General features: G+C 60.3%; 26 protein-coding genes and 1 tRNA gene. 15 read left to right on the top strand and 12 right to left on the bottom strand.

Annotation, left to right across the window (positions count from 1 at the left end):
- Nucleotides 1-10: 10 nt before the first annotated feature.
- Nucleotides 11-1591: an EAL domain-containing protein gene (locus tag ACRDNQ_RS17230; protein WP_431829949.1), complete on the bottom strand. Its 1581-nt coding sequence runs from the start codon at nucleotides 1589-1591 to the stop codon at nucleotides 11-13.
- Between the two features lie 112 nt (nucleotides 1592-1703).
- Nucleotides 1704-2552: a tRNA 2-thiocytidine(32) synthetase TtcA gene (gene ttcA / locus ACRDNQ_RS17225; RefSeq protein ID WP_431829948.1), complete on the bottom strand. Its 849-nt coding sequence runs from the start codon at nucleotides 2550-2552 to the stop codon at nucleotides 1704-1706.
- A gap of 115 nt (nucleotides 2553-2667) precedes the next feature.
- On the opposite strand from ttcA, the gene ACRDNQ_RS17220 reads away from it, so the two are divergent.
- Nucleotides 2668-3192, top strand: a complete 525-nt coding sequence (locus ACRDNQ_RS17220; RefSeq protein ID WP_431829947.1) for a DUF3833 domain-containing protein — start codon at nucleotides 2668-2670, stop codon at nucleotides 3190-3192.
- 69 nt (nucleotides 3193-3261) lie between these two features.
- On the opposite strand, the gene ACRDNQ_RS17215 is transcribed toward ACRDNQ_RS17220, so the two are convergent.
- The 4 genes from ACRDNQ_RS17215 to rpmH all read right to left on the bottom strand — a co-directional run bounded on the left by ACRDNQ_RS17215 (nucleotide 3262) and on the right by rpmH (nucleotide 4600).
- Nucleotides 3262-3492 (bottom strand): hypothetical protein, encoded by a 231-nt coding sequence (locus ACRDNQ_RS17215; RefSeq protein WP_431829946.1) that lies wholly within the window; start codon nucleotides 3490-3492, stop codon nucleotides 3262-3264.
- 310 nt (nucleotides 3493-3802) lie between these two features.
- The gene (yidD, locus tag ACRDNQ_RS17210) at nucleotides 3803-4024 is read right to left on the bottom strand and encodes a membrane protein insertion efficiency factor YidD (RefSeq protein ID WP_431829945.1); all 222 of its coding nucleotides are present in this window, start codon (nucleotides 4022-4024) and stop codon (nucleotides 3803-3805) included.
- Nucleotides 4025-4034: 10 nt separating this feature from the next.
- Complete coding sequence (rnpA, locus tag ACRDNQ_RS17205; protein ID WP_431829944.1) at nucleotides 4035-4439, bottom strand: ribonuclease P protein component; 405 nt, start codon at nucleotides 4437-4439, stop codon at nucleotides 4035-4037.
- 26 nt (nucleotides 4440-4465) lie between these two features.
- Entirely contained in the window at nucleotides 4466-4600 is a 135-nt protein-coding gene (gene rpmH / locus ACRDNQ_RS17200; protein WP_431829943.1) for a 50S ribosomal protein L34, read from the bottom strand.
- A gap of 297 nt (nucleotides 4601-4897) precedes the next feature.
- On the opposite strand from rpmH, the gene ACRDNQ_RS17195 reads away from it, so the two are divergent.
- The 4 genes from ACRDNQ_RS17195 to ACRDNQ_RS17180 all read left to right on the top strand — a co-directional run bounded on the left by ACRDNQ_RS17195 (nucleotide 4898) and on the right by ACRDNQ_RS17180 (nucleotide 8652).
- Nucleotides 4898-5635, top strand: a complete 738-nt coding sequence (locus ACRDNQ_RS17195; RefSeq protein ID WP_431830196.1) for a TVP38/TMEM64 family protein — start codon at nucleotides 4898-4900, stop codon at nucleotides 5633-5635.
- Between the two features lie 3 nt (nucleotides 5636-5638).
- Nucleotides 5639-7054, top strand: a complete 1416-nt coding sequence (locus tag ACRDNQ_RS17190; RefSeq protein ID WP_431829942.1) for a dihydrolipoyl dehydrogenase family protein — start codon at nucleotides 5639-5641, stop codon at nucleotides 7052-7054.
- 24 nt (nucleotides 7055-7078) lie between these two features.
- Nucleotides 7079-8512 carry a sensor histidine kinase gene (locus ACRDNQ_RS17185; protein ID WP_431829941.1) on the top strand — a complete coding sequence of 478 codons (1434 nt, stop codon included), beginning with the start codon at nucleotides 7079-7081 and terminating at the stop codon, nucleotides 8510-8512.
- A gap of 63 nt (nucleotides 8513-8575) precedes the next feature.
- Nucleotides 8576-8652, top strand: a tRNA-Arg gene (locus ACRDNQ_RS17180).
- On the opposite strand, the gene ACRDNQ_RS17175 is transcribed toward ACRDNQ_RS17180, so the two are convergent.
- From ACRDNQ_RS17175 to ACRDNQ_RS17155, 5 genes are all read right to left on the bottom strand, one after another.
- Nucleotides 8615-10183, bottom strand: a complete 1569-nt coding sequence (locus ACRDNQ_RS17175; RefSeq protein ID WP_431829940.1) for a recombinase family protein — start codon at nucleotides 10181-10183, stop codon at nucleotides 8615-8617. The two genes, ACRDNQ_RS17180 and ACRDNQ_RS17175, sit on opposite strands and share 38 nt — an antisense overlap.
- 19 nt (nucleotides 10184-10202) lie before the next feature.
- A complete protein-coding gene (locus tag ACRDNQ_RS17170; RefSeq protein WP_431829939.1) occupies nucleotides 10203-10529 on the bottom strand; it encodes a hypothetical protein in 327 nt (108 codons plus the stop codon).
- Nucleotides 10530-10617: 88 nt separating this feature from the next.
- On the bottom strand, nucleotides 10618-10896 hold the full coding sequence (locus ACRDNQ_RS17165) for a hypothetical protein (protein ID WP_431829938.1): 279 nt from the start codon (nucleotides 10894-10896) through the stop codon (nucleotides 10618-10620).
- Complete coding sequence (locus ACRDNQ_RS17160) at nucleotides 10893-11252, bottom strand: hypothetical protein (protein WP_431829937.1); 360 nt, start codon at nucleotides 11250-11252, stop codon at nucleotides 10893-10895. The genes ACRDNQ_RS17165 and ACRDNQ_RS17160 overlap by 4 nt, the downstream gene beginning before the upstream one ends.
- The gene (locus ACRDNQ_RS17155) at nucleotides 11249-12922 is read right to left on the bottom strand and encodes a type IV secretory system conjugative DNA transfer family protein (protein WP_431829936.1); all 1674 of its coding nucleotides are present in this window, start codon (nucleotides 12920-12922) and stop codon (nucleotides 11249-11251) included. The genes ACRDNQ_RS17160 and ACRDNQ_RS17155 overlap by 4 nt, the downstream gene beginning before the upstream one ends.
- Before the next feature lie 96 nt (nucleotides 12923-13018).
- Here ACRDNQ_RS17155 and ACRDNQ_RS17150 point away from each other — a divergent pair, with 96 nt between their 5' ends.
- The 10 genes from ACRDNQ_RS17150 to ACRDNQ_RS17105 all read left to right on the top strand — a co-directional run bounded on the left by ACRDNQ_RS17150 (nucleotide 13019) and on the right by ACRDNQ_RS17105 (nucleotide 25661).
- Nucleotides 13019-13912 carry a hypothetical protein gene (locus ACRDNQ_RS17150; protein ID WP_431829935.1) on the top strand — a complete coding sequence of 298 codons (894 nt, stop codon included), beginning with the start codon at nucleotides 13019-13021 and terminating at the stop codon, nucleotides 13910-13912.
- The gene (locus ACRDNQ_RS17145) at nucleotides 13909-14247 is read left to right on the top strand and encodes a low molecular weight protein tyrosine phosphatase family protein (protein WP_431829934.1); all 339 of its coding nucleotides are present in this window, start codon (nucleotides 13909-13911) and stop codon (nucleotides 14245-14247) included. Before ACRDNQ_RS17150 ends, ACRDNQ_RS17145 begins: the two co-directional genes overlap by 4 nt.
- A 719-nt stretch (nucleotides 14248-14966) precedes the next feature.
- Nucleotides 14967-16985 carry a type I restriction-modification system subunit M gene (locus ACRDNQ_RS17140; RefSeq protein WP_431829933.1) on the top strand — a complete coding sequence of 673 codons (2019 nt, stop codon included), beginning with the start codon at nucleotides 14967-14969 and terminating at the stop codon, nucleotides 16983-16985.
- Nucleotides 16982-18340, top strand: a complete 1359-nt coding sequence (locus tag ACRDNQ_RS17135; RefSeq protein ID WP_431829932.1) for a restriction endonuclease subunit S — start codon at nucleotides 16982-16984, stop codon at nucleotides 18338-18340. Before ACRDNQ_RS17140 ends, ACRDNQ_RS17135 begins: the two co-directional genes overlap by 4 nt.
- Nucleotides 18337-18921 carry a hypothetical protein gene (locus ACRDNQ_RS17130; RefSeq protein ID WP_431829931.1) on the top strand — a complete coding sequence of 195 codons (585 nt, stop codon included), beginning with the start codon at nucleotides 18337-18339 and terminating at the stop codon, nucleotides 18919-18921. Before ACRDNQ_RS17135 ends, ACRDNQ_RS17130 begins: the two co-directional genes overlap by 4 nt.
- Nucleotides 18918-21938 carry a type I restriction endonuclease subunit R gene (locus ACRDNQ_RS17125; protein ID WP_431829930.1) on the top strand — a complete coding sequence of 1007 codons (3021 nt, stop codon included), beginning with the start codon at nucleotides 18918-18920 and terminating at the stop codon, nucleotides 21936-21938. The genes ACRDNQ_RS17130 and ACRDNQ_RS17125 overlap by 4 nt, the downstream gene beginning before the upstream one ends.
- Nucleotides 21931-23064 carry a helix-turn-helix domain-containing protein gene (locus ACRDNQ_RS17120; protein ID WP_431829929.1) on the top strand — a complete coding sequence of 378 codons (1134 nt, stop codon included), beginning with the start codon at nucleotides 21931-21933 and terminating at the stop codon, nucleotides 23062-23064. The genes ACRDNQ_RS17125 and ACRDNQ_RS17120 overlap by 8 nt, the downstream gene beginning before the upstream one ends.
- Nucleotides 23065-23529, top strand: coding sequence for a PIN domain-containing protein (locus tag ACRDNQ_RS17115; protein ID WP_431829928.1), 465 nt, complete (start codon nucleotides 23065-23067; stop codon nucleotides 23527-23529). It begins immediately after the preceding gene.
- 380 nt (nucleotides 23530-23909) lie between these two features.
- Nucleotides 23910-24812 (top strand): ArdC family protein, encoded by a 903-nt coding sequence (locus ACRDNQ_RS17110; protein ID WP_431829927.1) that lies wholly within the window; start codon nucleotides 23910-23912, stop codon nucleotides 24810-24812.
- Nucleotides 24813-25361: 549 nt separating this feature from the next.
- Nucleotides 25362-25661: a hypothetical protein gene (locus tag ACRDNQ_RS17105; protein ID WP_431829926.1), complete on the top strand. Its 300-nt coding sequence runs from the start codon at nucleotides 25362-25364 to the stop codon at nucleotides 25659-25661.
- Between the two features lie 255 nt (nucleotides 25662-25916).
- Here ACRDNQ_RS17105 and ACRDNQ_RS17100 read toward each other — a convergent pair whose 3' ends face one another.
- A complete protein-coding gene (locus ACRDNQ_RS17100) occupies nucleotides 25917-26069 on the bottom strand; it encodes a hypothetical protein (RefSeq protein ID WP_431829925.1) in 153 nt (50 codons plus the stop codon).
- Between the last annotated feature and the right edge of the window lie 41 nt (nucleotides 26070-26110).

Below are 26110 nucleotides of genomic sequence, written 5' to 3'. Positions count from 1 at the left end.
GCGGCAAAGGTCAAGCCGTTTTCCCAGTGGTGCGCCGGAAGTGAAGGTCGGCAGGCGCGGTATCTTCGCACGGCAAGCCGGAAAGGCCGTTGCGCTGGCGCCAGGCGACGATCCATGCCGGCGCTTCTTCGGGGGGCATCGGCCGGGCGATCCCGAAGCCCTGCACCGCGTCGCAGCCAAGGTCGACCAGCGCGGCGCGTTCGCCCACGCGTTCGACGCCCTCGGCCAGCGTGCCCAGGCCAAGGCCGCGGGCCAGCGTGACGATGGCGCCCGCGACCTCGCGCTGCGGTTCGTCGCGATCAAGCCCGGCGACAAGCGACCGGTCGATCTTGATCCGGCTGATCGCAAACCGCCGCAACCCCGCGATAGAGGTCTGACCGGTGCCGAAATCGTCAAGGTCGATTCCGCAACCCATGTCGCGCAGGCGGCGCAACGTGCGGGCAACGCCTTCGGCGTCAGGCGAGAGCGCGGTTTCGAGAACCTCGACCACAAGCCGGTCGGGCGCGAGGTCGAAGCGGTCAAGCTCCCACCGGATGCGATCGCTCAGGTCGGGAGCGGCAAGGTCGTCGTGGGTGAAGTTGACCGAGACTGCTGGCACCTCGAGCCCGGCACGGTCCCAGCCCCGCAGGGTCTGAAGCGCGCCGTAGAGCATGACGTCGCACAGCCGCCGCGACAATCCTGCGGCCTTGACCCTTGGCAGGAACTCGGCCGGAAGGACGATGCCGCGCTTCGGATGTGTCCAGCGCGCGAGCGCCTCGAACCCCAGGATGCGCCCATCCGCGGCGGCGACCTGCGGCTGGACCCAGGGGCCGATCTCGCCCGCATCAAGGGCGCGGGAGACCTCGTCATCGCTGACGGGCAGCGCGGGTATGGTCGCCGCCATCGAGGGCTCCCAGCCGCGCACCGTCGATCCCCCCGCGGCCCTGGCCGCAGCAAGGGCGTCTTCCGCCCCTGCAATCAGGCGCGCGCCGTCCGGCGCCGGAAGACGGCCCGGCAGACAGAAGCCCACCGAAACCGTGACGAAGACCCGGCTGCCCGAGACGCTGACAGGTTCGGCCATGGCATCCTGCAGTCGCTGGGCGATCTGCACCATCATCTCGCGGTCGGCGCGGCGCAGGTCGAGCAGGGCGGCCACAACGCCCCAGGCCCCCGAACGCGCCACCACGTCGCGGTCGCGCAGGACGCCGACGACCCGATCACCCAGGCTGCGCAGAACCGTCGCGCGGCCATCGTCGTCCAACGCGGCCAAAGTGTCGTCAGGGCTGTCGAGGGCGATCGCCAGCGCCCCCACGGCCCGTCCGTCGCGGGCGGCGGCCTGCAGGCCGGCGTCAAGCGCAGCCACCGCCGCTTCACGGAAGGGCAGGCCGGTGGCGCCATCGGTCCGACGCGGCGGCTGGCGACCGAAGAGCCCGCCGAAAGCAAAGACCCCAGGCACGACCAGCGCCAGCAGCAGAAGCGCCGTCTGCCCGCCCACCCAATAGGCCGCCAGCGTCATCGCGGGCAGGAAGGCCAGGATCTGTGGCGCAAGAAGCTGCGCGCGGATGGCGGATTTCAGGCGCCGCACCCCACGGCGGACAGAGGTGGCGGGCATCGGCATCCCCTCGGGCAGGTCCGGACGGGCCCCATGCCCCCGGGTCGCCGGCACGCTAGGGCGCGGGACGTCAGCAGCCGGTTAATCCGGGCGGTCCGATTTGCCGTGGATTTTATCTGTCGGGGTCAGCCGTGTCGTCGCGCCGGCCAAGGCCGGCGAAATCGAAAAGCCCCGGGTCGAGAAGATGCGAGGGCCGCGCGTTCATCAGGGCCGAGAACATCTTTTGCCGCCGCCCGGGCGCCCGGCGTTCCCAGTCGTCGAGCATGGACTTGATCACCTGGCGCTGAAGCCCGTCCTGGCTGCCGCAAAGGTCGCAGGGGATGATCGGATAGTTCATCGACCGCGCGAAACGGTCGCAATCCTCTTCCGCGACGTGGGCCAGGGGGCGAAGCACGAACAGGTCGCCATCGTCGTTCAGAAGCTTTGGCGGCATCGTGGCCAGCTTGCCGCCATGAAACAGGTTGAGGAAGAAGGTTTCGAGGATGTCGTCGCGGTGATGGCCAAGCACGACGGCAGAGCAGCCTTCCTCGCGCGCGATCCGGTACAGGTTTCCCCGACGCAGGCGCGAGCAAAGCGCGCAGTAGGTCCGCCCCTGCGGCACCTTGTCGACGACGATGGAATAGGTGTCCTGATACTCGATCCGGTGCGGGACGCCCATCCGCGCAAGGAACTCGGGCAGGACCGTCGCGGGAAACCCGGGCTGCCCCTGGTCAAGGTTGCAGGCCAGGATGTCGACCGGCAGAAGCCCGCGCCACTTCAGTTCGTGAAGCGCGGCCAGAAGGGTGTAGCTGTCCTTGCCGCCCGACAGGCAGACAAGCCAGCGCGCGCCTCGCTCGACCATGCCGTAGCGGTCGATCGCCTCGCGGGTTTCGCGGACGATGCGCTTTCGCAGCTTGCGGAATTCGGTTGTCGAGGGCGCGCCGTGAAACAGCGGGTGGATGTCGTCTGCGTCGTCAAGCATGGGCCGGTCTCCGGGGGACAGGGGGCGTATGTCAGAATTCGCGGACGCCGCAAAGACCCGGCGGGTCATCCGACGGGCGCGCCGGATCGTAGAACTACAAAGATCAGGAGAGATCATGCGCCTTCTCGCCCTTGCCGCCCTTGTCGTGCTTGCCGCCTGCTCGGCCCGCCCGAGCCTTGACCAGGAGCCGCTTTCGGACCGTCAGCTGAACCTCGAGGAATTCTTCGAGGGCGACCTTGTCGCCTATGGGCAGTTCAAGGACATCCTTGGCCGCGTCACGCGCCGTTTTGTCGTCGACATCGACGGCACGTGGGACGGCGAGACGCTGACCCTGGTCGAGGATTTCGTCTACGAGGACGCGTCGACCGAGCGCCGGGTCTGGACCCTGCGCAAGACAGGCGACGACACCTGGGAAGGCACGGCACCCGGGGTTCAGGGCGTCGCAACCGGCACCGAGGCCGGCGACACCTTCAACTGGGGCTACACGATCGACCTGCCGGTGTCCGGCGGCGAGACGGTGCGCGTAACCTTCGACGATTGGATGTGGCTTCTGTCCGACGATCGGCTTCTGAACATCGCCTATATGGAGCGATTCGGCCTGAAGGTCGGCGAGGTCGTGATCTTCTTCGAGAAGCGATAGTCGTCCGTCTGCCCCGCCCTCGTGGGTGTGCGGCGCGCGGAAGGGTCGTCCACCCGCGCGCCGCTTCGTCTAGAGGACCGGACCCCTTGGCAATGGGGGCGGCGCATGTGGCGCCAAGCCGATGTCCCTGCGCAGATGGTCGCTCAACTCGTGCGCCGACGGCGGACGGGGCCGCGTCATCTCGCGCAGCAGCGCCGCGGCGGCGATCATCAGGACGCGGCGCGGGCCGAGATCCTCGATCAGGGCCTCCACGGCGGTGCGGGAGGGGTGGGTTGGTCCAGGTTTCAACGTTGCGATCATGGTCTTTTCCCGCTGCACGACGGCAGGCGGACTCCTTTTTCAGATTGGAAACGGACCGGTCCCGAGGCGCGGAAGCACGCGATCTGGCTGGTCCGGTTGCGGGTCAGGAAGGACTGCCGGCGGTCAGGTCACTGACGGCGGGCAGGGTGCGGGCCTAGGCCCGGGGGCAATCGCCCCCACGGCGCATCCCCGCGAGGAAGGTGCGATACGTGATGCTGATCATGCAGACGCCCTCCTTCACTGTCGGTGTTGCGCGTGGCGGCGCGATATCACGGAAGCGTGACTCGGGGAAGAGGTTTCTGTGCCCGGCTCAGTCGGGCACGTTGTCGACGCCCGATCCGCCCCAGGGATGGCACCGCCCGATCCGCCGCGCGGCCAGCCACGTGCCCTTGATCGCGCCGTGCTTTTCCAGCGCCTCGAGCGCATAGGCAGAGCAGGTCGGATGGTAGCGGCAGGAATGGCCGACCCACGGCGACAGGACCAGCCGATACGCCCGGACGGGCAGGGCGACGATATGGGCGAGCGGGCTCATCCTGGCGGGTTCATGCGGCGTGAATCTTGCGCAGCGCGTCGCTCAGATCGCGGCAGAGCGCATCGAAGGGCCGGGTATCTGTCGCCTCGTGCCGTCCGATCAGGACATAGTCCCAGCCCGGACGGCCTTCGTTCGGCAGGATCAGGCGGGCGACCTCGCGAAGGCGGCGCTTGGCGCGGTTGCGTTCGACCGCGTTGCCCACCTTCTTCGAACAGGTGAAACCCACGCGGATCGCTTCGGGGTCGCGGCCCGCATCGCCGCGGGCGTCGCGCCCTTGCAGGACAAGCCCCGGCATCGCCTTCCAGCGGCTGCGGGCCGCGGCCAGAAAGTGCGGCCGCGCCGTCATTCGCACGACACGAAAAGGCACCGCCGGGCGCTCGGCGGTGTCTGCCACGCGAGCGTCCGGCGGTGCCATGTCGTCGATCCGGTCGGGCTGGCGCCTTACGCGCTCAGCCGCTTGCGTCCCTTCGCCCGGCGCGCGTTCAGGACCTTGCGGCCCCCGGCGGTCGCCATGCGGGCGCGGAACCCATGCCGCCGCTTGCGGACAAGGTTCGAGGGCTGGTAGGTGCGCTTCATCGCTTTTCTCCGTCGGTCAGGCCCCAGCCGGCGCGGATCGCCGCGAAGCCCCAATGCGTTCGAAGCCCGCTCTTTATGGAGAAGGCCGGCCCGAGTCAACGCACCTCGCACGCAGTTCTGCAACATTCCGGGTGGCGGACGCGGGGAATGTTTCAATTCCGGCCCGAACGGCCTGCGTTGCCCCTGCCGCGGGTCACCGGTTATCAACGCCGCGTGATCCGGCTGTTGCCGGCCCCCCGAGGTAAGCATCTTGTGGCACAAGCGATGCGACCTTCGAGGGACAGACCAATGAGCGAGATGACCGACCCCGCCCCAGCCACCGATCCCCGGACTGGCCTGCTGCGCCGCCTGCCGCTGATCGCGATCCTTCTTGTGGCGGCGCTGGGTGCGTTCTTCCTGCGCGACGTCCTGTCGTTCGAGACGCTCGCCGCCAACCGCGAGGCGCTGATCGCGTTCCGTAACGCGCATTACCTTTCGACGGTCGCGGTCTTCATCGCGCTTTACGTGGGCATCGTCGCCTTCTCGCTTCCTGGTGCGACGGTCGCGACGCTGACGGGCGGGTTCCTCTTCGGCACTTTCCCGGGCGTGCTGTTCAACGTGACGGCCGCCACGATTGGCGCGACGGCGATCTTTCTTGCCGCGCGCTGGGGCCTGGGCGAGCGGCTGGCCGCGCGCATGGACGCCTCGGAAGGGCGGGTGAAGCGGATCAAGGACGGCATCGACCGCAACCAGTGGGAGATGCTGTTTCTCATCCGCCTCGTGCCGCTGGTGCCGTTCTTCGTCGCCAACCTAGTGCCGGCGCTTGTCGGCGTGCGGCTGTCGCGCTTCGTCATCACGACCTTCCTCGGCATCATTCCCGGCGCGCTGGTCTATACCTCGGCCGGCGCAGGTCTGGGCGAAGTCTTCGCGCAAGGCGCCACCCCCGATCTTGGCCTTCTCTTCGAGCCGCAGATCCTGCTGCCGATCCTTGGGCTGGCGGCGCTGGCGGCGCTGCCGATTGTCATCAAGGCCGTTCGCGGCAAGAAGGACATCTGAGGCATGGAACGGCTCAAGACAGATGTCTGCGTCATCGGCGCGGGGTCGGGCGGGCTGTCGGTTGCGGCGGGCGCGGTCCAGATGGGCGCAAGCGTGGTGCTGATCGAAGGCCACCTGATGGGGGGCGATTGCCTCAACTTTGGCTGCGTGCCCTCGAAGGCGCTGATCGCGGCGGGGAAGCACGCACACGCGATGCAGACAGGACGCCCCTTCGGCGTGACGCCGGTCCTGCCCGAGGTAAGCTATGCCGCCGCCAAGGACCACGTGCGACGTGTGATCGACACGATCGCCCCCGTCGACAGCCAGGAGCGGTTCGAGGGGCTGGGCGTCCGCGTGATCCGGGACTGGGGCCGCTTCATCTCGCCCACCGAGGTGCAGGCCGGCGAGACGGTGATCGAGGCGCGGCGCTTCGTCATCGCGACCGGGTCTTCGCCGCTTGTGCCGCCGATTCCGGGGCTCGATCAAGTCGAGCTCCACACCAACGAGACGATCTTCGATCTGCGCGACAGGCCCGATCACCTGCTGATCATCGGGGGCGGACCTATCGGGATGGAGATGGCGCAGGCGCACGTCCGGCTGGGCAGCAAGGTCACGGTGATCGAGGGCGCAAAGGCGCTGGGCAAGGACGACCCCGAGCTTGCCGCGATCGTCCTTCAGCGTTTGCGCGACGAGGGCGTCGAGATCGCCGAGGATGCGCTGGTCGAGCATGTGTCGAAGGACGGCGACGCGATCACGGTTCATGCGGGTGAAGGGCGCAGCTTCACGGGATCGCACCTTCTGATCGCCGTGGGGCGGAAGGCCAACATCGACACGCTTGACCTCGACACGGCGGGTATCGCGCATGACCGCGCGGTGAAGGTCGGTCCCGACCTGCGGACGACGAATCGCCGCGTCTATGCGGTGGGGGACGTGGCGGGAAAGCTTCAGTTCACCCATGTCGCGGGCTATCACGCGGGCGTCGTGATCCGCGCGATCCTCTTCGGGCTGCCCGCGAAGGTGCGCGAGGATCACATCCCCTGGGCCACCTACACCGACCCGGAACTGGCGCAAGTCGGCCTGACCGAGGCGGCGGCGCGCAAGGCCCATGGCGCCCGGCTTGAGGTCGTGCGCTTTCCCTACCATGAAAACGACCGCGCCGTGGCCGAGGGAAAGACCACCGGCCTGGTCAAGGTGATGGTCGTGAAGGGCCGCCCCATCGGCGCCACGATCGTCGGCGCGCAGGCGGGCGAGTTGATCTCGCTCTGGGCGCTGGTCATTGCCAACCGCCTGAAGATGAGTGCGGTCGCCAACATGGTGGCGCCCTATCCGACGCTGATGGAGGTTAACAAGCGCGCCGCGGGTGCCTATTTCTCGCCCAGGCTGTTTGATAGTCCTGTGGTGAAGCGGGTCGTCGGCTTTGTGCAGAGGGTTCTGCCGTGACGATCTGACGGGCAAAGGGCGCGCATGTTCCTGAAATCACTTTCCGGACGTTTCCTGATCCTGACGATCATTTTCGTCATGCTTGCGGAAGTGTTCATCTTCGTGCCCTCGATCGCGCGCTTCCGCGAGGATTACATGCTGGCGCGGCTCGAGCGGGCGCAGATCGCGTCGCTCGCGCTTCTGGCGAACGACATGATCGATGCCGAGCTTGAACAGGAGTTGCTGCGCAACGCCGGCGTCTTCAACGTGGCGCTTCGGCGCGACGAGGTGCGCGAACTGATCCTGTCGTCCCCCATGCCGGCGCCGATCAGCGCCACCTACGACCTTCGTGACCCGGGCGCGTGGCCGCTGATCCGCGATGCCATGATCCGCCTGATCGACCCCGAGCCCACCGTGGTGCGGGTCATCGGAAACCCGGTGCAAGACGCGGGCATCCTGATCGAGGTCACGATGGACACCGGCCCCCTGCGGACCGCGATGATCGACTACGGTCTGCGGATCCTGCTTCTGTCGGCCATCATCTCGATCTTCACGGCGGCGCTCTTGTTCGTGGCGGTGCGGCATTTCCTGGTCAAGCCGATCCGGCGGGTCGTAGACGCGATGCAAAGCTACGCCGCAGCCCCCGAAGACGCGCGGCGGATCATCGAACCTTCGGCCGGCGTGACCGAGCTTTTCGAGGCCGAGACGACCCTGCGCAAGCTGCAGACCGACCTCACCGGGGCGCTTCGGCAGAAAGAGCGGCTGGCACAGCTTGGCGGGGCCGTCGCCAAGATCAGCCACGATCTGCGCAACATCCTGACCTCGGCCCAGCTTTTCGCGGACCGGATCGAGGCCAGCGAGGACCCCGCCGTCCGGCGCATGGCGCCGAAGGTGGTGGGCTCGATCAGTCGCGCGGTGAACCTGTGCGAAGCCACGCTTGCCTTCGGGCGCGCCGAGGAACCGCCGCCGAAGCTTGAACGCGTCGCGCTGGCCGGGATCGTCGCGGACGTGGTCGAAGGCGAACGGCTTGCCAGCGAGGGGCACGCGATCACCTTCGAGATCGACATGCCGCCGGGACTGGTCGCCCGAGCCGACGCAGAACAGCTTTACCGTGTTCTTGCCAACCTTGTCCGCAACGCCCGGCAGGCGATCATGGCCACGGGCGAAGCCGGACGCATCGCGATCACCGGCGGAGAGGACGACAGCGCCTGGTCCGTCACCATCAGCGACACCGGGCCGGGACTTCCGCCCAAGGCGCGCGAGCACCTCTTCACGCCGTTTCAGGGCGGCGTGCGAAAGGGCGGCTCAGGTCTTGGTCTGGTGATTTCGGCCGAACTGGTGCGCGGACATGGCGGGCGTCTTGACCTTGTCTCGACTGGACCCGGGGGGACGGTGTTCCGGGTCTATCTGCCGAAGGCCGTCGCGGTCGACCCATCCGCGCCTGCGCTTCTTCCGGCTGCCTCTGACGACGCCGGTTGAGCGTCTTTTGCGGTTTTGCCCCTTGCAAAGCGGCGGGACCGTCGGTATCTGCCATCCGTCCGCGCGCTGGTAGCTCAGTTGGATAGAGTACTTGACTACGAATCAAGGGGTCGGGGGTTCGAATCCTCCCCAGCGCGCCATCTCACATTTTTGACCACCAATTTGGCCTAACACCTTGAAGGGTAAGGCCAAATTTGGTGTTCGAAGTCCCTGATTTCGGCAGTAGGGCAGAGGCTCTGCAAAAGCCAGTCTCAGGACGGTTTTCTTGAGCGTATAATCTGCATTTTCCCATATTTTCCAAGGGTTTGCGAGAAACGTCATGGCGTGTTCGAACGACTCCTCCAGGGTGTGCCGTGGCGCGCCCGTTTCGGCGAGTTGTTCCTGTGCCAGAAGCTTCTCGCGCTCCAGCTTGGCGATGCGCTTTTCGTACGCCGCAACCACCGAGTCGGTGCTTGCATCGACGATACGATCAAGAAGCTGATCTATCTGCTTTTCGAGCGACGCGATCTGCGATTTCAGAGTCTTCTTCGCGTCTGTGGCCTGCGCAAGGCGCATGTCCCAGGCATCGCGGAACATGGCCTTCACCAGCGCAAACAGGCTGTGTGACGGCTCAAGACGCTTGAGAACGTCCTCGAATTCGCCTTCCAGCTCTTCGCGCTTGATCGACTTCCGATAGCTCTCGCAGCCCTTGGTCGGGCAGAGATAGTAGGGATACTTCTGGTTCTTCCCTTGCGACCAGCAGGCCGTCAGAGGCTTGTTGCAATCATCGCAGAGGATGAACCCGCGCAGCGGGAAGTCCATATTGATGTCCTTGCGCGCGGGAGCCTTGGCCGTGCCCTTGAGGCGAGCCTGTATCTTCTCGAAGGTCGCAAAGCTGATGAGGCCTTCGTGATGCCCCTTGCGCAGCGACACGTCCCAATTCGGAGCTTCGACATAGCCCGCGTAGACGGGGCGCGTCAGCATGTCATAGACGCGCTGATTGCGAATCTCGCCATTCGGCAGGTCTTTCGGGAAGGACGGCTGGCGCTCCAGGAAGCGCTTCACTTCCACCTGCGTCTCGAAGCGCCCCGAGGCATAGCCTTCGAGCGCTTCCTGCAATGCCGACGCATTGGGCTCATCACGCACCAGTAGCTTGCCGTGACCGCTCACCCGTTCGTAACGATAGCCTACAGGAGCCTGAAAAACCCAATAGCCATTCTGCACCCGCGCCCGCATGCGGTTCTTGGTTTGCTCGCCATTCTTCTGGCGCTGATGCTGCGAGACGGACGCCAGCAGGTTCTCGACAAGCTGAGAGTCCGAATCCTCGCCGAACTCGATGGACGGGCTGACAAGGACACCGCCCGCATCGCTGATCTTCACCCGCAGCTCGAAGTGAGCCATGAGGCCGCGCGCAAGGCGGCTGATGTCATCAATGATGACCGCATGCGCCTCTTTGCGGCGCGCGTTCAGATAGGCCAGCATGGCTTGCATGCCTGGGCGGGAGGTGAGGCTTCCAGACGTGTCGTCACGGAAGACCTCGACAACATCATAGCCCTTGTATTTGGCAAACTCGCGGCAGCGGGTTTCTTGCGAACCGAGGCCGTCGCCGCGCACTGTTTGCTTCGCGCTCGACACACGGCAGTAAATGACGGCCTTGGTTATGTCCTGATCCTTGTCCTCGTAACTGTGCATCTTGCCTCCGATCCGCCCGTCAGGGCTTGAATCCATTGTCCTTTTCTTCTGTGTTGGATGTCTCCGAGCTTACCCCATCGAAGGCCTCTTTGGCACCCTCACCGCAGGGCGTTTCGGGTTTTCCACAGACTTCTTGCAGCGGATGCACCCCGAAGCCCAGATCGACAAAGGACACGATGAGCGACCAGAGGGCTTCCAGATACGCTGTCTTCTCCGCATCGGTCATGCCCGAGCCGTCCAGATAGGCTTGGTACTTTTCGACATCGACCGTCACGATCCGCTTCGGATGCGCGGCGGCGGTCTCGGGAACGCCACCGCGCTCCGAATTATTGAATTCATCTTTCATAGTCATCTCCTTTTTGGGAGATGGGTATTTTTCAATACCCACTTTTATTTTATCAGAATTACGCGCAAAGCCGCAAATTCTGGGCGTTTCAGAAGGGGATGTCATCGTCACACAGGCCATCCCAATCATCGTCTCGGGCAAGATATTCTTCCCAGTTTCTGCGCTCTGCCTCTTCGAGATCGATGATTATCCGCTCATGCTTTGCGTAAAGATCGGCGCGCATCCACATCTCGGCTTCTTTGATGGCATGCTCGAAGAGGATCAGTGCGTATTTTCCCTTGTTCTCATGGCCGAAATGTTCGGCGAGCCGTTCGAGCTTGTTCAAATGAACGGCACCCAGCTCGATTGCGAACGTCTCATTTTTCATCCCAGGACTCCTTCGATCAGCTTGTTCCAGTCAGGCGGCAGGAAGGTCACGAGCTGGCAGCGCGCGCCGATTTCGGGGCGCACCACGCGGCGACCTTGGATACCGTAATAGGCGCACCACGAGACGGACTCGCAGGTGCCGAAGCCGCGCATTGCGTGTCTGCACTGGTAATCCCAGCCCACATGCGGGGTGCCGATCATCACGACAAACCCCGAGAGGCCAGCGAGAACGACGATACTAGGACGCAGCAGGACAGCCGTGATCGCCCCGCCGATACGGCGGCGCAGCCGCTTGAACGCGCCTTCAGGCCGCTTTGGCGGCTTGCCGCCAATAACCTTGACCTCGAACTTGCTCATTTCTTCGCCTCCTTCTTTGCGGTGTAGGCGAGCCGCACGAGCGGCTTCACATTTGGAAAATCGCCCTCGACAGGGTTCACCGATGCCCATTCGCGCCAGGGCGCGAAGAACCAGAACGGCATGCGCTCGCCGAGGATCGGCTTGATGCCCTTGACCAGCAGGAGTTGCTGCCCCTGGCCGAGATGCATGATCTCTTCAGGCCGAATGAGCGGCTGACCCGTCTCGGACAGGCTTTCGCCGATCTCGTCGGTGTCAAAGCGCCCGAGATTATGGTTGCGCGTCTTCACCGTCCTCTGGCCGAGCTCGCGCGAAAGGGACTGCGCAAGCTCCGCGCTATTGACGGCGAAGAACTGGCGCACTTCGGCCTGCGACTGGATGGTCTTGGCCGTGTGCTGGCCGTAGAGGCGCACGAGCTCCGCGAGCTCCTGCACGATCATCCAGACCCGAACGCCCAGCCCAGGCAGCGTGGTCAGGCTTTCGGCGAGCCCAGCGAGCTTGCCGATATTGGCGAACTCATCGAGCAGGAACAGAACCTCGCCGCGCTCTTTCGAGCGCGCGACCGTTGTGATCGCCTGATTGACGATCAGGCCGAGCGCCGCGCCGTGCGAGGCGATGCGATCAGGCGGGAAGGCAAGATACAGCGTCACTCTTCCCGTCTTCAGATCGGCAAGGGATATGTCCGATCCGCTGACTGCATCCGCCAGATACCCGCCAGGCTCGAAGATCGAGAGGTGCTGGACAGCGCCCGAGCGGAAGTCGCCGAACAGATCGGCGTTATCTTCCATCTGGTGTGCGAGATCATCGCCAAGATCGGCGAGGATCCCGCCCAGCACATCTTCGCGGCGCATGGCGGCAATCGCGCGCTCAAGACGCAGCGGATTGCCGATGATGCGCCACATCTCGGGCAGGGTGCAGCGGGACGGCGCGCAGACCGCGAGATACAGCAGCACCGCGCGCATGATGGCGCGCGCACCCTCGCGGAAGAACTGGTTCCGCGTGTCTTCGGGCTCAGGATAGAGCTGCATGACAATCGCCTTGACCTCATCGGTCAGGCCGCGCTGGCGGGCGGGATCGCCTGCAATGGCGATCACGTTATCCAGCGGGTTGATGCGGTGCTGCGGCAGGCCGTGTAGCCCCCACGGATTGAAGACCGCAACATCCTGGCCGAAGCGCTCGCGGCGGTGCGCCGCCGTGACGGCCGCGAGCTCGCCCTTTGGATCGGTGACGATGACCGAGCCCTGATAGTGCAGCAGGTTCGGGATGACGACGCCGATGCCCTTGCCCTGCCGCGCGGGCGCGCAGGTCAGAAGATGCGCCTTGCCGCTGTAGAACAGAGCCTCGCCATCCAGCAGGCCAAGATACAGCCCGTTCGGGTTCAGAAGGTCAGCATCGCGGCACTCATCGAGGGTTGCGAACGCGGCTTCGCCGAAGGTGCCCGAGAGCGCTTCGGTGGCCTTGCGCTTCTGGTACTGCTGCCAGGCCTTATAGTATCCGCCGATGCCGCCGAGCGCGGCGATTGCACCCACGAGCTTGAAGAAGCCCGTATAGAGATCATCGGCAGCACCCGCGCTGCCCATGACATGCGGCCAGTAGCTCGCGACCGCGAAGAACGACACGCCCAGCAGCAGGGCTGCGGTCGGCGATCCGTTCTGAGGGGTCTTGCCAGCCATTTGCGTCTCTCCTTCGGTTGACGCGGGTTCAGGTGCTGGCCTCCTATGAATACGGGAATTCGGGATTCGTCTCGGACACAACATGGACACGGCACAGTGGCTGATCGGTACGTTCACTATTCCGATGAAGAGCGGGAGCGGCTGCGCGCCGCCTTGCAGGAATACAGCACGGCCATGAAGCTCAGCGCCCAGGCACTCGCCGATGACATCACGAGAAAGACGCAGTTCCCGCTGGATTTGGATGCAGGCCGAAAGCGCGTTGAGCGCTTCTTTCAGGGCAGGCATCGGCAGCCCGACGATTTCATCGATGCCCTTGCCCGCTATCTTGGCAGCGTCCCGCCGCCTTTGATCGAGCAGAGCGCGGCGACACTTGCCCATTTCTTCACGCGCAGCATCAAGCGCGCGGAGCGGATCGATGGTCTGATCGGGCGCTACCGCGTTTACGCCAGCACCGACAGGCGCGCCCACGGCCATGACGGATTCAGGGAAGTCATGCAGCTAAACCAATGGGGCGAGTTTTCTGCCGCACCCATGAAGCCGATGATCTCGCGCGTCCCTTATGCCGTGATCGAGATGAAGCCGATGCCCAAATCCGAGGCCTTGCTTGTCTCGGAAGCCATCATCAATTTTTCCGTCGATCCCGAGATCGAGGAATTCCCCGAAGACCTGCCGCGCGAAGCCGAGGCAGGGGTCATCGTCGCTTTCGGTCATTCCGACCGAGACGTGCCGCGCTATTTCATGGCAACGCGAACCGTTCTCGAAACGCGGCTCTATCGCCTTTACAAGGTCGCGGACGATCCGCTGACCTTGCGGGGCGAGCTCAATTTCAATGGCGGCATCGGACGGCCATCAAGCCTGACCCACTCGAATCCGCTGCATCCCGACTATGAGGTCGAGCTTGTGCGGATCGAGGATGCCGCCCAGGACGAGGCAGAGCACGAGGCAGGGGATTCCGCAGCGCAGCAGGATGAGGTAGACTTGCCGCCATGAAAGTCCTGTTCGTCTGCACCGCCAACAAGCTCCGCAGCCCGACAGCCGAGGACGTGTTCAGGGACTACCCTGGCATCGAGGCGTTGTCGGCGGGCACGGATTCGGCAGCGCCGAGGCCGCTGACCAAGGAGCTTGTCGCCAGCGCCGATCTGATCTTCGCCATGGAGACCCACCACCGCGAGCGGATCAGATCGAAGTACAAGCAGCGCCCAGCCGACAGCAGGATCATCACGCTCCACATCCCTGATGAGTACGAGCGGGGCGATCCTGCCCTGATCGAGCTGCTACGGGCGAAGGTTGAGCCCCGTCTTTCCAGCATCCTCAGCGTCAGTTGAGGGTGCTGTAGTACAAGAGTGGCGCGCCTTGGTGCGCCGCAACAATCCTTTGTAGTACAAAGCCCTACGGGAGCCGAAAGGCGATACCGCAAGATGTGTTTTGTAGTACAAAACCATCTTGGCAAGGGGGCTACTGCGTACCCCCGTTGCATCCCCCAGGCTGTGGCTCTGTCAGGGGATCGACCCCATCCAGAGCCAGCAGAACGTATCGCCGTTCAATCACTCGCGGGAGACTTCGCTCTCCCTGCACCCATCGATCCCGTCAGGAGGATCAGGGGCTATCGCGCCCCTTGAAACCCACTCGCACCGTCTGGCCGTTGCATCACCAATCAGGGGAGCGTTCCTGCTCCCCCGATACCCCCATGAGGACTTCATCCAGACCACTTCATGGAGACGACTTCGTCGAGACCAAGGGAAGGGAGCCTTCGCGCTGCCCTTCCTTGGAACCATCCCATCGACCAAGGAGCCTTCGAGCCCCTTGGAACCCTGACCAGGAGGGAGACATCGCTCTCCCTACCTGCACCACCCATCGACTCGGGGACACTCTGCCCCGAGACCCCCGACCAAGCTTGCGCTGGTTGGAAGGGCGCTACTCACGGTTGCTGACCAAGACTGAGGATCGCCCTGTGGATAAGTCGAGCTCGCGCCCGTTTGTGGATGCACATACCGCATATGGCTGCTATCTTCGCCAAAAAGTACAACGGGTAGGAGCAGCTCACGTGGCACAAGCAGACATCCAGAACCTCGGGGCATTCGTTTGGTCGGTGGCCGAAATCCTTCGCGGCGATTTCAAGCAGTCAGAGTATGGCAAAGTTATCCTGCCATTCGTTGTACTGCGCCGTCTCGACTGCATCCTCGAAGACAGCAAGGATGCGGTTCTCGAGGCCGCGAAATCTTTGCCCGAAGGTGTGGACGATGCGACCCGCGATATGATTATGTTCGGTGCGGTCGGCGGCAATGTTAAGGTCTATAACCTTTCTGCCTTCACCTTCACCAAGCTGAAGGGGCAAGACCCGCGCCAGCTCCACCAGAACATGGTGGACTACATCACCAAGTTTTCGGGCAACGTCCGCGATATTTTTCTGGACAAGTTCCTTTTCACCGACCAGCTCAAGCGCCTTAAGGATGGAGGCATACTTTGGAATGTCTTCGAACGCTTCGCGGAGATCGATCTACACCCGAGCAAGATCAGCAACCTTGAAATGGGTTATCTCTTCGAAGAGTTGATCCGCCGCTTTTCAGAAATCTCGAATGAAACGGCAGGGGAACACTTCACTCCCCGCGAAGTGATCCGCCTCATCGTTGATCTACTTATCGCCAATGATGACGCCAAACTGACAGGGCGCGGCATCATTCGCCAAGTGTATGACCCCGCATGCGGAACAGGCGGTATGCTGGCACTCACTGAGGAAGCGCTCAAGGAATTCAACCCTTCGATCCGCGTCGAGCTTTTCGGTCAGGAGTTGAACCCCGAATCTTTCGCGATCTGTAAGTCGGATATGCTCGTCACAGGCCACGACCCCGAACAGATCGCTTTCGGAAACACGCTCACCCAGGACGCTCACAAGGGCAAGAAGTTCCACTATATGCTTTCCAACCCACCTTATGGGGTGGATTGGAAGAAGTACCAAGACCCGATCAAGGAAGAGGCCGAAACGATGGGCTTCGATGGCCGCTTCGGAGCAGGTACGCCACGTATCTCCGACGGCCAGCTTCTCTTCCTGCAGCACATGATCTCAAAGATGCGTGAAGATGAAACTGGCTCGCGCATTGGCATCGTCATGAACGGGTCGCCGCTCTTCACTGGCGGCGCGGGTTCAGGCGAGAGTGAAATCCGCCGCTGGATGCTGGAAAATGATTGGGTCGAGGCCATCGTGGCCTTGCCTACCGACCTTTTTTACAACACGGGAATCCAGACCTATGTCTGGCTCCTGACTAATCGCAAGCCCGCCGCTCGCAAGGGGAAGGTACAGCTCATCGACGCATCAGGCGAGCGCTTCTGGAAGTCCATGCGGAAGTCACTTGGATCGAAGCGCCGCGAAATCACCGACGAAGCGCGCGAAGAAATCGTACGCATCTATGCTGGCTTCCTGAACGGAGAGGGCGACGAAGGCGAAGTCTCCCGCATCTTCGACATTGCGGACTTCGGTTATCGCGAAGTCCGCGTCGAGCGTCCGCTGAAGCTGAACTTTCAGGTCAGCGCCGAACGGCTCGCCCGCCTAGCCGACCAGAAGCCCTACGCACGGCAAGACAAGGCCGACCAAACGGCTATCGAGGCCGCACTTCAAACCATTGAAGGTCAACTCTTCACCAATCGTAGCGCCTTCGAGAAAGTTCTCAACAAGGCATTGAAAGCCACAGGGCTCAAGATTGGTGCACCGATCAAAAAGGCGATCCTGTCCGCTTTGTCCGAGCGGGATGACGAAGCCGACATCTGCACAGACAAGGATGGCAAGCCCGAGGCCGACAGCGATCTGCGTGACCATGAGCTTGTGCCGCTGTCCGAGGATTGGCGCGACTACCTTGAGCGCGAAGTCCTGCCCTTTGTGCCCGACGCATGGGTTGATGAGAGCCATACGGACAGCACGGACAAAAAAGTCGGGCGTGTCGGTTATGAGATCAACTTCAACCGCTATTTTTACCAGTATGTGCCGCCCCGTCCACTTGATGAGATTGACGCCGAGCTTAAGGCGCTAGAATCCCAAATCGCGGGGCTACTGAAGGAGGTGGCAGCGTGATTACCCTTCAAGAGCGTGTCCACTCGTCACCGCCACCTGTCGAATGGAGCTTGAACAAACTCCATCGTGTGCTTCGGGTGCGGAAGGGCTACAAGAACATCGGAATGCGGGAAGACAACCTACTTTCGCTGAGCTACGGCAGAGTTATTCGGAAAGATATTGATTCCGCTGAAGGGCTCTTGCCAGAAAGCTTTGAAACCTACCAAGTCGTGGAGCCAGGCAACATCGTCATGCGGCTTACCGACCTTCAGAACGACAAACGTAGTCTCCGTCAAGGTTTGGTGAAGGAACGCGGGATAATCACGTCCGCATACGATGCTTTGGAGCTTAAAAAGGGTCATGATCCTCGTTTCTGGGCTTACACGCTTCTTGGCCTCGACCTTGCAAAATACTACTACTCCCTTGGTGGTGGCGTTCGTCAATCGATTAAGTTCTCCGACTTTCCGAACGACTGGATTGCAGCGCCTGACACTGACACTCAGAAAGCCATTGCAGATTTTCTCGACCGCGAGACCGCCCGCATCGACCAGCTAGTGGAGAAGAAGCAGCGTTTTGTCGGCCTCTTAGAAGAGAAGCAAGCGGCGCAGATTGCGCACTTTGCGACCAAGGGTCTAAATCCAAGCGCAGATTTGTATGACACTGGAATCGACTGGATAGGCTCAATTCCTAAACACTGGAAGACGCGGCGCCTGGGTACAATTTTTTCATTTAGGAACGAGAAGAACGATCCTGTTCGCACTGAGCAGATTCTATCATTATCGATAGCGCACGGCGTTACGCTTTATTCAGAGGAGGAGAAAACAGGAGGCAACAAGCGCAAGGATGATCTGTCGGCTTATAAGTTGGCTTTTCCTGGGGATATCGTACTTAACAGCATGAACGTAATCGTTGGCGCAGTTGGCCGCTCACAATGGCTGGGGGCGATTAGCCCTGTATATTATGCACTGTATCCGATAGATAAATCAGCTCACGTCCCATACTTTGAAAAGATTTTTCTGAACTCGGGATTTCAGCGTGGACTCCTACGGTATGGTAAGGGGATTCTCATCAAACTTAGTGGTACAGGTAAGCTTAACACCATCCGAATGAAAATCTCGCAGACTGATCTGAAGGCGTTGGGAATGCCCGTTCCTCCACCCGATGAACAAGAGGTGATCGCTAGCTTTCTTGATAAAGAAATCGCGCGATTTGATGAATTGAAAGGAAAAACCAATCTATCCGTCAAGCGGCTTAAAGAATACAGTTCAGCCCTGACTATTGCTGCCGTCACGGGTCAGATCGACGTGGCGACATGGGGCAAGCGAGGTCACGCCGACCGCCGTCTTGATGAGATCGAAGAGGCGATGTTGGGATGACAGGGTTCAACGAAGACCAGATGCACCGTCCTCTGTTTGAGGAACCGACCGCAGCGCTTGAACGTCCGAGCCAGTGGTCGGAGCCGCTTGGCTTCATGGTCGGCGGGATGGCTAATCAGAAGTATCAGCAACTCGGTCAGCAGTATTTCAACGCCGCCCATTACCTGGTCGAAAGCATTAAGCATCAGGATGTTGCGGACTCCGAGGTCGCGAACCCTATACTCTATCTCTACAGGCACTCGATAGAGCTGTTCTTGAAAGCGGTCATGCTGGACGCGGCGAAGACGCACAGCCTAGACTCTCTTGCAGAAGAATACCGCGCATTCATCAAGGAAGAATTCGACGCAGATTGTCCTGAATGGATCATCACACGTATGAAGGAATTGGGCGGAATTGACCCCAACTCGACCGCCTTTCGATACAACATGACATACGACAAGAGCGCCAAAGCGGATATCCCCGTCGATGGCGAGTTCCATGTCAATCTTCATCACTTTCAGTCCGCCATGACGGCTTTGAACGTCGCTCTCGTTGGAACCATCGCAATGGTAGCGTGCGGAGAAGGGAAGTCCGCACAATGAGCGTATCTGCGCACAACCTCCACAAGGAGCAGGTTCTTCAAGATCATCTGATTGAATGCCTTGCCAAAGACGAAGGCTATGAGCGGCGCGATCCCGTTATCGACTATGACCGCGCGCTGGCAATGGACAAGGCGCTTGCTCTTCGCTTCGTGAAGGAGACGCAGCCCGACGAATGGTCTAGGCTAGTAGGTCACTACACCGCGTCAGCGGAGGAAACGTTCTTCAAGCAGCTTGAAAAAGCATTGAAAGATCGCGGTCTGCTCGACGTTCTTCGGCAGGGCATCAAGATCGTGCCAGGCATCAAGTTCGCCCTCTGCTATTTTCGCCCTGCAAGCGGCTTGGAGCCTAAGCGCATCGCCGAATATCAGGCCAATATCCTCTCGGCCATGAAAGAGGTTGAGTACAGCACCAAGCACGGCAACCGTCTTGATGTGGTGCTCTTCCTGAACGGCCTGCCTATCGTGACGATGGAGGCCAAGAACCTTCTCACGGGCTCGACGTTCCGTCACGCCGAGCGGCAGTATCGGACTGATCGCGCCCCAGCAAGCGAGCCGCTCTTGACCTTCAAGCGGGGCGCGCTCGTACATTTCGCGCTCGACGAGGACAATGTGTCGATGACGACACGGCTTCAGAACGGAAAGACCCGCTTCCTGCCCTTCAATCGTGGCCGTGATGGCGGAGCTGGCAATCCTGATGTCGATGACGAGTTCCGCGTCGCCTACCTGTACCGCGCTGGCGCATGGGGCGAGGCGATCTTCTCGCGCGGCGTCCTGCTCGACGTGATCGGGCAGTTCATGCACCTGGAGACGAACGGGAAGAGCGAAGTCATGATCTTCCCGCGCTTCCAGCAGCTCGACGCAGTTCGCAAGCTGATCGGGCATGCGAGAGACTTCGGCGCTGGCCATAACTACCTGATCCAGCATTCCGCAGGATCGGGCAAGTCAAACACCATCGGCTGGCTTGCCCACCATGCGATCAAGCTGCACGACGATGCCGACCAGCCTGTCTTCGACACAGCGATCATCGTCACCGACAGGATCGTGCTCGACAGGCAACTTCAGGGAACGGTTTCGCAGTTCGAGCAGACGCAGGGAGTTGTGCGCAAGATCGACGGCACATCCAAGCAGCTCAAGGAAGCGATTGCCAAAGGGGCTCGGATCATTGTTACGACGATCCAGAAGTTTTCGACCGAACATCTCAAGGAGATTTCGGGTCAGGGCAAGCGCAGCTTTGCCGTTATCGTGGATGAGGCGCACAGCAGCCAGTCGGGCAAGTCAGCGCAGGCAATGACTGATGCGCTGACCCGTGAAGCATCATCGAGCGACGACATCGAGGACATCATCGCCGCCTATCAGAAGGCACGGGGTCCGCAGGCGAATATCAGCTTCTTTGCGTTCACGGCGACACCGCGCAATGTCACCCTGGAGCGGTTTGGGATCAAAGGCGCGGACGGGCTTCCCCATCCTTTCCACCTGTACTCCATGCGCCAGGCCATCGAGGAAGGCTTCATTCTAGATGTGCTCCAGAACTACATGACCTACAAAGCCTACTATCAGCTTGAAAAAGCCATCGAAGACGATCCTGCCCTCAGCGGACGGCGCGGGCAGCGAAAGGTCGCCCGATATGCCAATCTGCACCCGACCGCCATCGGCCAAAAGGTTGAGATCATTGTCGAGCATTTCCGCCGCCATGTCATGGGAATGTTGGACGGACAGGCGAAAGCCATGATCGTGGCCAGCAGCCGCGACCATGCGCTCCGCTACTACTTCGGGGTGCGCGACTACATTAAAGCCCAAGGCTATGATGATCTGAAAGCACTTGTCGCCTTCTCGGGAGAGCTAAACTACGAGGGCGAGACCTACACCGAAGCTGACCTCAACGACTTCGCCGAAACCGAGCTTCCCAACCGCTTCGACGGCTTCAAACCTGATGGTTCGCCTTTCCCCGATCAATACCAAATTCTGATCGTCGCCGAGAAGTACCAGACTGGATTCGATCAACCTAAGCTGTGCGCGATGTATGTTGATCGGAAGCTGGCAGGCTTGCAGGCGGTGCAGACCCTTTCGCGCCTGAACCGCACCCGACAAGGCAAAGATCAGACCTACATCCTCGACTTCCAGAACACCGTGGAGGACATCCAGACTGCGTTCCGCCCCTTTTATGAAGTCACGGCGTTGGAAGCGAATTCCGATCCAAATCTGGTCTATGATCTCGAAGGTCGGCTCTTCAAGTTCGGCTATCTCGACAAGGACGAGATAGAGCGCTTCGCCCAAACCTACTTCAAGGGTGCGCTTGACGGTGGCGACCGTGCCCGCCTTGAGGGCTTGGTGCGCGAGGCCGTCGGGCGCTTTGACGCTGATGAAGACGAAGGCCGTCAGGAGGAGTTTCGCCAGCTCCTGAAGAGCTATATGCGCTTCTACAGCTTTATCGCGCAGATCATGAAGCTAGAAGATACAAGCATTGAGAAGCTGTATTCATACGGCGCATGGCTTGCCCGCTTGCTTCCCAACCGCGAAGTGCCGCCCGAAATTGAGATCACCGATGAAATGCTGCGCCTTCAGGCCTTCAAGGTGGAACAGAAGGAACAGGGCAGCGCGTCACTTTCCCCTGGCGACCGCGCAGCGCTGAAGGCAATCAGTGAATTCGGTGCAAAGCCCTATACCGAGGACGAACAGAAAGAACTTTCCGAGATCGTCAAGGCGTTCAATGACCGCCACGGAACCAACTTCAGCGAGGCCGACATGATCCGCTTCGAGCAGGTCAACCGTGACATCATGGATGACGATCTTACTGAAATGCTGCGCAATAACCCACCCGATGTAGTCTATACCGCTTTTGCCCAAGCCTTCTTTCAAGGGGCGATCAAGATGTTCCAGAAAGACAACGAGATGCGGAACATCGTGCTGACTGATGCGGAAGCGAGAGACAAAGCCACAAGGCATTTTTTCAATCGAGCACTTAGGGAGGCGCGAGACGGCAGTTTGGGTGCAGAGAGGGAAGATTCACGGCATGGCTAAAGAGCAAATTCCTATAACGCCTGAAGTCCTCCGCTGGGCACGAGAGCGTGCGCAGTTCTCGATCGAAGAGCTGCTCGATGATTTTCGCAACATTGAAGATTGGGAAAGAGGGGAGTCTTTTCCAACATATCCGCAACTAGAACGCCTTTCTGAAACATTCAAAGTGCCCGTTGCTATATTCTTTTTTCCGGAGCCGCCCAATGTCCCGCCTATCCGCGAATCCTTTCGCACCCTTCCAGACGTCCATTTTGACGCACTTCCGCGTGAGGTGCGTTTTCTACTGAGGAAAGCCAAGGCGCTCCAAATCAACCTTTCCGAGCTGAATGAAGGCAGAAATCCAGCCGCCAAGTTTATTCTAGATGATTTGCGATTTGATCTCGATGTGAACATAAGCGAGATGGCGCAAGTGGTGCGCAATTATTTGAATGTTCCGATTGCAACTCAGATTGGCTGGAGCAATAGTGAGGAAGCCTTTGACGCTTGGAGAGATGTCTTGGATACCTATGGCGTCGCAGTGTTCAAGGATGCTTTCCGAAATGACTTCTATTCGGGATTCTGTCTTTATGACGAGGTTTTTCCCTTAATATATGTTAATAATTCTGTCAAAACGCGTCAGATATTTACCCTTTTCCACGAGCTTTCTCATTTGCTGTTTCACACCAGCGGTATCAATACGCTGAGCGATGAGCATACAGAAGCTCTTCTTCCCGATGACCGTCGCATAGAGGTGATTTGTAATCAGTTCGCCGCAGAATTCTTGCTCCCTTCTGAGCTTTTTGAGGCGGATACGGCAACCCTTCCAGCTTCAGAAGAAACGGCTACGCTAATTGCAAATCGGTACCATGTATCGCGAGAATCGGTATTCCGTCGCTTCTTGGATCGAGGGCAAATCACTGAAGGGGAGTACCTAGAGGCGGCGAAAAGGTGGAGCCAACAGCGGCAAGAAGGCAGCGGCGGCAATCACTACTGGACAAAAATTGCCTACTTGGGCACGAACTACATCAATTTGGCCTTCTCGCGGTATTACCAGAATAGGATATCTGAGCCTCAGCTTGCTGATTATCTAGACACAAAAGTGAAGAACCTTCCAAAGCTGGAAAGCTACTTCGCGAGAAAGGTGGTTTAGATGTACGTATTTGATACCTCTCCCCTTTCTAATCTTTTTCGTCATTTCTACAGAGGGCGCTTTCCTACCCTTTGGGCGCAATTCGAGGATCTTGTGGCTGATGGTGTGGTAACTTCAACGCGCGAGGTGAGAAGGGAACTCGAAGTTTATGCACATGCTGATGAGGATTGGGTTGCAGCCAACGGCAGCATGTTCACAACGCCCACCGCTGAAGAAGCTTTAGTGATTCGCGATATCTACAGTGTTCCACACTTCCGTCAGAATATTGAAATGAAGAAAATTCAGAAGGGGGGGCTTAATGCTGATCCTTTTGTGATCGCCAAGGCGCATGCCAGCGCTCGGTCGGTTGTCACCTTAGAAGCCAATCAACCTCGTGCCGCCAAGATTCCGAATATCTGCGCTCATCTTGGGGTTCCTTGCATGAATCTTGAGGAGTTCATGGAAGATCAAGGATGGCGGTTCTAGTTAAGATATCTATGTCATTATTGGGCGCACCGCTTCGGGTCGGGCTGTCGTAAACCGAGCCCGCCTGCGGCGGTCTCGGCAATGCGGCTTCCATCCCTTGCGCTGATCTGATGCCAGCCCTCGCGGGCTGACTTTCCCTTCTTTTGTTTTGGGGTCTGCGCCCCCCTTCGCCGTCAAGTCCAAGCCCTTCGGGCGCAGTCCGCGGTTTCCCCATCCTTCCTTCGCTTCCGCCTTCGCCTTCGCCAAGGCTTCGGCGGACAGGTCGCTTCGTGCAGGACGGGTGATCCCCCACCGCCGTCTGCGGTCTGGACGGTCTCCCCCTTCTCTTCGCCAGAGGGGCAGTTCGGTTGCATGCGCAACCAAACAAAGGAGAAAAAGAAATGAAACAAGACGTTTATCAGAAAGTCACAGACAAGATCATCGCTGATCTGGAGCAGGGCGAGCTTACATGGCTCAAGCCGTGGAGCGCTGGCAATATGGACGGGCGCGTGACCAAGCCCCTGCGCCACAACGGCCTAGCCTATAGCGGCATCAACGTCCTGATGCTGTGGGGCGCGGCGATGGAAGCAGGCTTTTGCTCCCCGTACTGGATGACCTACCGCCAAGCCCAAGAGCTGGGCGCACACGTCAGGAAGGGCGAGCGCGGCAACTCTGTCGTCTATGCCAACACCATCACCAAGACCGAGGAACAGGACAACGGAGAGGAGGCAGAACGAACGATCCCGTTCATGAAGGCCTATACCGTCTTCAACGTCGATCAGATCGAAGGCTTGCCCGAGCACTACTACGTCAAGCCTGAGCCTGTCATCGACCCCGAGCAGCGCATCGACCATGCCGAAGATTTCTTCACGGCAACGGGCGCAGACGTTCGGCACGGCGGCAATCAGGCCTTCTATAGCGGCGGCAGCGATCATGTGCAGATGCCCGTCTTTGAGTGTTTCCGCAGCCCCGAGGCCTACTATGCGACCTTGGCGCATGAGCTGACGCACTGGACGAAGCACCCCAAGCGCCTTGACCGCGAATTCGGGCGCAAGAAATGGGGCGATGAAGGCTACGCCCGCGAAGAGCTGGTTGCCGAACTCGGCGCGGCGTTCCTGTGTGCCGATCTTGGTCTGACCCCCGAGGCTGGCACAGATCATGCCGCCTATATCCAGAGCTGGCTCAAGGTTCTGCGATCCGACAAGCGGGCGATCTTCTCGGCAGCCGCCCACGCCCAGAAGGCAGCAGACTTCCTGCACGGCTTCCAAGCCAAGGCCGAAACAGCAGAAGGAGTCGCCGCGTAAGCGGCGGCTCCGCCCATCACATATTTTGTCTGAAACAGTTAGCGCGGCTCTTCGCAGCTGTGCTATGATTTTATTGTAGAATCACGAATAGCGAAGAAAAGAACATATCCATTCTGAGAATTACAATATCACTGATCTATTCAGTTTTGATAAGTGCATTTGTGACTGCATTTCTCTGGTTGACGCTAGCGCATCCGTTGGCTGGACTGTTTTTTGTCTTCGCTATGCCGTTGTTTCTATTGTCCGCTATACCAGCAATGCCCTTGGCTGTTTTCGTTTGCCACCTCTTCGACCGCAGAAATATGAAACGTCTTTGGCCTTTTGTTCTTGCGGGCGCTCTAGTTGGGATTTTCTGTTTCTTAATGATTGGCGCAATCGATGGTAAGACAGGTTGGCCAGATGGGTTTCTATTTTATCCATTCCTAGGCATGCTCTCAGGGGCAATCTACTGGCGGGAAAATTACTCTGCGAAAAAGGGATTTCGGATCATCTAAGTCAACTTTCGCTTTGACTAGATATTTGCATCGTCATGTTCTAAGTGGAGATTGAGTGAAAAAATTCGCGGCTGACCTCTCGGCCAGCCGCATCAGGTTAGAGACCTGGCGCACGGGTCGCCAGCTCATCTTCGATAGTTCGCATCGTCACAAGCGCTTCGCGCTGTTCCTGCGAGCCGCGCGGGGCGGCGGTGAAGGCGATGAACGCTTCTTTTCGCAGACCGTACAATTCGGCTGTGCTCAGCGCTGCCGCCTCAAATCGAGAGACAAGTTTCATGTCATCCTCCTTTGGCTTCAAGGAGGCTCCGAACCGCTCAGAGCCTTTCGGCTCGCACCCATCATCATCGGCCAGTGAAGGCCTCTGATGGTTCGGAGGTGACGCAAGAACGCCATAGGCGGATGCGCAGGGAGCGCAGACTCCGTTTGCGGCAGGCATCGCCAAGAGCACGGCGGGATTGATCGCGGTTTGATTGGAAAGACGCGGGCATCGGGTTTGACCCGCCCCAAGCGCGCCGAAGACAGTGCGAGCGATTGTAAGGTGCGGATGAACGCCTCGAAGATGCGCGAGACACGCAGCAGGTCATGACGGATGCGGCTGGCTGAAGGTCAGTCACCGTTTTTCTGCCCCCGTGCCAATCATCCCCTCTGATTGGCTGACTTGCTTTGCAACACCCCAAATCACTTCGCGATCTCCTTGGCCGAACGCGGCACGGCCTTCAATGGTCTGCCCGCACCACTCGGCTGCGCCAGCCGTGTTGACCATGAACTCCGCACCTTTGCCTTCGGCCTGACGGGAGGGCGTTA

It is taken from the genome of Saliniferula longa (assembly GCF_050789285.1).
Lineage (GTDB): Bacteria > Pseudomonadota > Alphaproteobacteria > Rhodobacterales > Rhodobacteraceae > CAVPWP01.
The sequence above is the reverse complement of the archived record's forward strand: the minus strand, read 5'-3'. Positions and strand labels throughout refer to the sequence as shown.